The 6666-nt window shown below is 64.1% G+C and carries 6 protein-coding genes; 2 read left to right on the forward strand and 4 right to left on the reverse strand.

Translation table 11 applies throughout. From position 1 onward, the window contains the following. Positions 1–61: 61 nt before the first annotated feature. Positions 62–868, reverse strand: coding sequence for a hypothetical protein (locus AB0M14_RS37990; RefSeq protein ID WP_365005188.1), 807 nt, complete (start codon positions 866–868; stop codon positions 62–64). Positions 869–2028: 1160 nt separating this feature from the next. On the opposite strand from AB0M14_RS37990, the gene AB0M14_RS37995 reads away from it, so the two are divergent. Together AB0M14_RS37995 and AB0M14_RS38000 are read left to right on the forward strand one after the other, a co-directional pair. Continuing rightward, positions 2029–2484 (forward strand): hypothetical protein, encoded by a 456-nt coding sequence (locus AB0M14_RS37995; protein ID WP_365005190.1) that lies wholly within the window; start codon positions 2029–2031, stop codon positions 2482–2484. After that, positions 2481–3713, forward strand: a complete 1233-nt coding sequence (locus tag AB0M14_RS38000; protein ID WP_365005193.1) for a hypothetical protein — start codon at positions 2481–2483, stop codon at positions 3711–3713. The genes AB0M14_RS37995 and AB0M14_RS38000 overlap by 4 nt, the downstream gene beginning before the upstream one ends. A gap of 228 nt (positions 3714–3941) precedes the next feature. Here AB0M14_RS38000 and AB0M14_RS38005 read toward each other — a convergent pair whose 3' ends face one another. The 3 genes from AB0M14_RS38005 to AB0M14_RS38015 are packed head-to-tail and all read right to left on the reverse strand — an operon-like array spanning position 3942 to position 6543. Continuing rightward, a complete protein-coding gene (locus tag AB0M14_RS38005; RefSeq protein ID WP_365005196.1) occupies positions 3942–4310 on the reverse strand; it encodes a hypothetical protein in 369 nt (122 codons plus the stop codon). Between the two features lie 16 nt (positions 4311–4326). Further along, on the reverse strand, positions 4327–5289 hold the full coding sequence (locus AB0M14_RS38010; RefSeq protein ID WP_365005199.1) for a hypothetical protein: 963 nt from the start codon (positions 5287–5289) through the stop codon (positions 4327–4329). A 3-nt stretch (positions 5290–5292) separates the two neighbouring features. Beyond that, positions 5293–6543, reverse strand: a complete 1251-nt coding sequence (locus AB0M14_RS38015) for a hypothetical protein (protein ID WP_365005202.1) — start codon at positions 6541–6543, stop codon at positions 5293–5295. Positions 6544–6666: the final 123 nt, after the last annotated feature.

Here is a 6666-nt window from a genome sequence, read left to right on the forward strand (position 1 = left end):
CTCCTACAGGACTCTGCACACCGGGCGGGACCAGTGACTGGATCGCTTGCGGACGGTTCGACTATTCGTGTTCCGCTTCCTCGTCGGCGAGTTTGGTCATGCCGTCGACCATGGCCAAAAACCCGACCGCCGCGGGATGCCAATCGACGAGTTCTCCGTCTATGCCGGGGAGGCGGAGGGGAGCGGGGGCGGCTCGGCCCATCACGTGACGTATGACAGACCCTCCGATCAGTGCCGCCGCGTTGACCGCGAGTGCGTTGGTATCGACTCCGTCGATCAGGCGGAGTTTGAAGAGCTCCAGCATCTCGGTGTAGTAGTCGGCCATCCGCTTGAGGTTGCGCGAATCCGCCTCTCCGAGAATCTCTTTGGCCCTGCTGTGGTTCTCCGCACTGAGCGAGGACAGCGGCGCGGTCAGGGCGGCGTGGGTGCGCCATGCCAGTGACTCGTGAGTGGAGTCGAAGTTGTAGGCGACCGTCTGGCGGATGAGCTCCCGCAGCACTGCGCGGCGGCCATCGCGGTCGCCCATCCTGTCCTCGTACTGTTTGATGATCGTGTACCCCAAGGCCGTTGTGCCGGGGTCGGGGACTCGCTCGTCCATCCGCTCCGGTGCGACCATGGCCGCGATGAGGTCGAGGTATAACAGCTCGTTGGAGGGCCAGGCCCGGTAGTAGGAGGACCGGGGTATTCCGGTGGCTCGGATGAGTCCTTCCACATTGAGATGGGCCAGAGTGAGGGTGAGTCCGTCGCGGTCGAGGACCTCCAGCGCGGTGGTGAGCAGCTTCTCGCGGAGCTGCTCCGCTTTGAGGCGGGCCCGCCGTTTCCGGATGCTCGGCCTCGTGGTCTCCGGCTCGGCGCTGTCGCGCTTCATCGTCTATCCCTTCCTGGACTTTGGAACTGTCCGTCTCAAGTCTGGTATTTCGCTGCGGGCGCCGAGCAGGGTTTCATCGATGTAGTTCGGATTTTGATCGAATTGTGTTGCGGCACATCCGCTTTCTAGGGCAAGAACAGGGATTCGGTTCGTTTTCTCTTCGATGAGTTTGCGCTGCGGTGTCTCAGCTCTGATACACCGGAAGATGCGCGCGGTGCGCTCCGCTGTGCGAAGTCCGTGCCGGCAGCGATGTTTGAATATTCAAACGAAGTTTGATCTTGCTCTACAGGTGCTAAATGGGCATTTGGTATTTTCGCGCCAAGTTACTGCCGGGTAGGTAAGTGAATTGCATCACACCCGCCCGTGTAAGTCGTCTGAGGGGCCATGCCGTCACATGCAAATGGCCCCGGGTTTCGTTCGAACCCGGGGCCATTCGCTTTGGTTTCGGCGGGTCCGCTGCAACAGATCCCACCTCCGGCTTCGGCTGCAGCCCACTGCAAGAGGAGTCCGGATACGCCGAAGGGATGGGGTGTCCCATCCGCAACGCGTGCAATCGACTTTAGACCACTCGACACTCACGGGGAACCGTTCTTGGACGTTGGATGGCCCACAGATCTCACTGACCTGGGGAAACGGGCCGGGCTAGACACGCCGGAATTGTGTCCAACAGCCTTGTTGGAATTGGTGTTCGGTGCTAGGCGGTCTGTTTGGATTGGGGTGGTGCGGGGGTCGTGCCAGACCATGGTATGGTGCGCGTCCAATTTTTCAACCATCGGTTTCTGCAACTCCCCGGAGATATTTTCGGATGCAAATTTTGGATGCCCGATGGAATGGTGCCCTAACCTAACCCGGAGTTAGCTGAGGCGCTAAGTGCCTGTTGGACATTGATTTCGATCGCGTGCCCGTAACTTTCCCGGCATATGGAAACATGAGGGTGCTTCTGGTTCTTCGGATTCCGAAGCAGGGGCCGGAGTGGACTGCAATCCGCGGAGATGGCCCGTCCTTACGCATCCGATTGCGGTTGCAGCCCAATGAGACACGGAGGCCGCTCCGGTTGTTCGAGGTCGGCAGGGGTGCTGAACCAGCTCGCTGATCAGCACCCTTGTACGAAATCCCGAGCGCCGCAGCTTGTCTCGTGACTCCTTCCTCTGGAGGGAAAAATGTCCGAGCATGTCGGAAGGGCGGAGACGCCTTTCTCTCACCCTTCTGCCGGCGAACCCACCGGCAGCACCCCGTGCGCGCCGCGGCCCTCGGGTACCGCGGTGCCCGATATCGCCTGGCCGTCGCCGATGGCACCAGGATCGATCCCGCTGGCCGCGGGCAGCGTGCCCATCGTCCCGCCGCCGGGCGGAGCCGGCGACGGTGAGGAGCTCACCGAGGACCGCCGGTGGGCCTATCTGATGGTGCTGGTCCTGGTGCCGGTGACCCTGGGCACGGTGATCACCTTGATCCTGATCGGGGTGCCCGCCGTGATCGCGGCGATCATCACATTGCTGGTGGTGACCGGCTTGATCGATTCGCTGCTGCGCAAGCAGGAGGGGGAAGGCCTGTCCACCAAGCTTCTTGGTGCACTGCAGGGTTGGAACAGCCCCAACGGCGGCGGTGAGTCGAAGTGACCGCCACCGCGCCCGCGAAGGCCAGCACCTGCCCCATGGCGGTGAACGCCGCCGGTGAAGCGCTGCGCCTGGAAGCCGCGGATGCCGCGGCGTTCATGTTGTTGCTGCGCAAGCTGGCGGAGTGGTCCGGCCGCTCCAAGGGGCAGATCCACGCCGTGAGCAAGATGCCGAGATCGACCACCTACTGGTGGCTGCACCCGGAAAATGAGTCGCTGCCGAAGTCCCGGCACCGTCTGGAGGACTTCTGCCGAGCCTGCAAGCTCGGCGAAGCCGGCGTTGCCGAGGTGATGCGGATCTGGGAACGATTGAACGCAGCGCAGCAGCGTGTAGCCGCCCCGAACTCCGAGCCCCCCTCGACCGCCCCGGCTGCGGCAGAGACCACCCTCTCCGGGTTCGGCGACAGCGACCCGGCGCCCGACCTCGGCAAGCAGTACATCCGTCCCGTCCTGGCTGTGAAGGTCAATCTTCGCCGCACCGAGGTGGAGCCGCCGGTCGTGCAGCGCTCCTGGCCGCCTCGCGGCGAGGGCCCCACCAACACCATGGAGGTCACCGGCGAGGACGGCCCCTGCGAGCCGGACGCCGGCGACGATCCAACGGAGGTGCCGGTCTTGCCGCCGCCGCGCCGCCGCCGTCGCGGGCCTCAGAGCACCTTGATGTTCTTGATGTTGACGGTGATCGCGATGGCCATCACCATGGTGAGCACGCTGTACCTCATCGAGCCCAGCACCGATGAGCCGCAGCCGGTCTCGCTGGTGCACGCCAACCCCGCGGTGGACTCGGGCGCGGGGTGGTATGACCTCGAACCGCAACCTCGAGAATCCCAGCTCTATGCAGCCACGGACTTCAGCGACGACGCTGGCCACCCCTTCGGAGAGCGCTCTGACCGAGATGGATTGCCAGGCAGCCATATCCGGCTCAGCGTCGCAGCGTGGGAGCTCGCACGAGAAGCGAGGTGCTCGCGACTGTCACTACTCGTGACCGCCAAAGCCTCCTTGGCCGCCGGCAGCGGCACCTCCGAAGGCGAGGCGCAGCTGCTGCAGGTGGTGGGCAACGACCGGCCTATCCTCACCATGATGGCGGCACGGCAGTACGGGGGCGTGCTCGCCGTAGAGCTCAGGGACGACGTGGTGACGGTGAAACTGGTCGACGACGAGCCCGCCGTTGAACAGAGCCCCTGGAGCAACCCGCAGGTCTACTGCGAAGCACCCCCGCGGGGTCCAACCTCCTAACTCGACGCCGAGACGAACAAGGGCCCGGCCAGCTGAAAAGCGGGCCGGGCCCTTGTATTTCAGCGGAGCTCGGCCGCGCGCTGGGTGGTGTCCTGAGCCTCGCACAAGGTCGCCATCCACTCCGAGCGCGGCACCTCGACTTCCTGCTCGGCGTCGACGCGCGCGAGACGCCGCCTCGACGCGACAGCGGCGAGAGCATCCTCCGAACGAGCAGTCCGGGCCCGGTCACTATGGGCCTGAGGTTCCCTCCTGCTTGCCGGCAGGGACACGGCGGACCTCGGCGTTCAGCGCGTCCAGATGGCGGGCCAGATGCTCGGCATCAGCGGGGGTGAGCTGTATCCAGATGTTGTCGTCGTCGGTGGTGTCGTTGGGGACGCGCAGCTCGATGGCGTAGGACTCGACCTCGCCGTCGGGAGTGTCGGATCGGCTCAGCTGAACGGTCAGCTGCTGCAGCCCGTAGATGCTCAGCGTTCGGGTCGATTTCAGTCCGATGTGTTGGCGGTACTCGTCTCCAGGGATAACGGTTTCGAGCTCTTCATAGTGCTCAGCGCACCAGGATGGGCACTTAGGCCGCTCCTCGGTTCGGGCATCACTCATAGGCGCGAGCATAGGTTCAATGTGGTAACCGGAGAGCCGAGTTCGATTGGTGGGTGTTCGGAAACCATCCCGCGTGGGTCTCAGCAGGAGTGACTGCCGGATCAACCCGACGCACTGGCAAAGAATTGGCCAGTAATCGTGCAGCTCCGCTATTCTTTCGCGGGCATGTCTTTTTTCCCTGTCGGTGTGCTTTCACCCGGCAAGCCCCGCCGCAGAACAGCTTCGGACGACCAGTACCAGGCTGCACGATGGGAGCACCGCACCCCGAACAGCGCGTCTGGTCGCGCAGCACGGAGGCCGGCGGTTCACTCGGCGCTACGGCCGCCGGTTCGGGCTGTAACGAAACTGGTTCAGCGGCTGGCGGTTTCGCTGCTTTCGGCGCGCTCGCCACGCCAGGAGCGGCCACCGCTGTCACATTGCGAGGGCGCGGGCTGGGCCGGATGGCCGGGGCCGGGGCCGGGGCCGGGGCCGGGGCCGGGGCCACGATCTCACGCTGAGACGCCGCAGGAAGGACACGTACAGGCGCAGGGGTAGTCGTCGGCGGATCCATGCGCACGGGGCTGCTGGAGGGCTCATCGGCCGCGATCTCGATCGTGATATGTGGGTTGGCGCGGTCGATCTCGACGCGCTGGCGCGTCTCGATCACGTGCTTGGAGTTGTCGTCGGGCAGTACGCCCATGGTGACCAGCGCATCGAGCGCGGCCTTGAGGAATGGGCCCAGGCTGTCGCTGTCGCGGCCACGCGCGTCGGGGGCATGCCAGATCACCGTGACGCGTGCTCGATCCAGCCGCAGTTGCTTCGGTAGCTGGGCGCGGCCATGCCAGCCGACCAGCTCGGCCACTTCGGCTTTGGCCTTGCGCACCGCGGTCCAGTGCGCGCGCCGCTGATCGTTGGAGGTCATCGGCGGGCGCCGCAACGGCAGCTCGATCGCGTACACAGCAGCCCGGCTGTCCGGGCCGAGCTGCTGGGCCGTTCTCATGGCCTATCCCTGATCGTCGCGTCGGGCAGGCGAGGCACCTTCGGCGCCGGGCCAGGGCTCGGCGTTGTCATCCGGCGGAAGATGTTGCCGCCCAGCGAGTTTGTATGCTTCTCGAAGCTCCTTGTGCCAGTAGCGGTTGGTCTCGTTCATTTCGTCGCGGTGCTCGTCCTCGCGCTTTTGGTAGCGCTCGGCGTCGGTACGGCGGTCAGCGCGTTCCTGCTCCAGCTGCTTGCTGAGCTGATCCACCTGTTTGCGCATCTGCTCGGCTTCGCCCTCGGCGCGCTTCTGGGCTGCGTTCGCCGCCGCGACCTCCTGCTGAGCGTGTTTCTGTACCTCGGCGATCTCGCGATTGGCACGCTGCTGCTCGGCTTCCACCTTTTTCTTCGCGGATTCATTCGCAGCAAGCGCTTCCTGCTTCGCGGCAGCGGATTCTTTCTCGGCAGCCTCGATCCCTTTCAGGGACTCCTGCTTCACCGCCTCGGCATTTTTTACCGCTTCGTCAGCTTCTTGCCGAGCCTGATCGCGTTCGGACTCTGCAGCGGACACAGCCTTCTTGGCCTCAGCCCGGGCCTCGTCGCGCTCCGCGGCCATCTTCCGGCGATCTTCCTCGTACCGCTTCGCCTTGGCTTCAGCGGCTTCCCGCTTGATCCGGGCATCGGTGAGGTCATCCTCGGCGTTGGCAACGATCTGGCTGATCTCGATTTCGGCACTCTCGGCAGCGCCAGCGATTTCCAGGGCCTGACGCGCCTCGGGAAGGACGATGCCGGCGGCCTCGGCGGCATCGGACATCCGGCGCGCGGCTTCCTCGAAGCGACCCACCAACTGCTCGAACCGGCTGATTGACTCGGTCACCGGCAGTTCCTGCTCCTCCATTTCTTCAGGTACAGCAGCGGAAGAAATGGAGGGGTCCGTCTTCTGCGGTACCGTAGGGGCGGGGACGGACTGTAACGAAACCTCTCCCTGCTGGATGGAAGAAATGGGGCGGACAGTGGCCTCGACCGGGGCGGGGGAGGTATGAATAGGCGTTGCAGCGTTGAATCCGTGCAGCTTACGAGCCTTTGCGGCATTCTTTCCGTCGTGCCGGATTCCTTCCACGACCTCCTCGCAGTACTTCGGGAGGCGTCCGAGCAGGGACTTCACGTGGACAGGGCGGCCGCACAAGTGGCCCTCACCATCCATCACAAACTGGCAAGGACCTGCCACTTCCCCGATTGCCAGCCTCGGGCCACGCTCGGTCTCGACCATCTCCGACATGCCGATCCTTTCGTTTCGTTTCTTCCTCTGGTACCCTCTCATCTTACCCGGAAAAATACCCCGATGTCAAGAAAGAAAGGAAAGAAAAATGAAAGAAATAAAGAAAGTAAGTAATAAAGAAAC

Source organism: Nocardia sp. NPDC051832 (assembly GCF_040681285.1).
GTDB lineage: Bacteria > Actinomycetota > Actinomycetes > Mycobacteriales > Mycobacteriaceae > Nocardia.

Excerpts from the sequence above, each read along its gene's own strand:
- AB0M14_RS38005 (WP_365005196.1), bottom strand. The coding sequence starts at position 4,310 with ATGAGTGATGCCCGAACCGAGGAGCGGCCTAAGTGCCCATCCTGGTGC.
- AB0M14_RS37990 (WP_365005188.1), bottom strand. The coding sequence starts at position 868 with ATGAAGCGCGACAGCGCCGAGCCGGAGACCACGAGGCCGAGCATCCGG.
- AB0M14_RS38010 (WP_365005199.1), bottom strand. The coding sequence starts at position 5,289 with ATGAGAACGGCCCAGCAGCTCGGCCCGGACAGCCGGGCTGCTGTGTAC.
- AB0M14_RS38015 (WP_365005202.1), bottom strand. The coding sequence starts at position 6,543 with ATGTCGGAGATGGTCGAGACCGAGCGTGGCCCGAGGCTGGCAATCGGG.
- AB0M14_RS37995 (WP_365005190.1), top strand. The coding sequence starts at position 2,029 with ATGTCCGAGCATGTCGGAAGGGCGGAGACGCCTTTCTCTCACCCTTCT.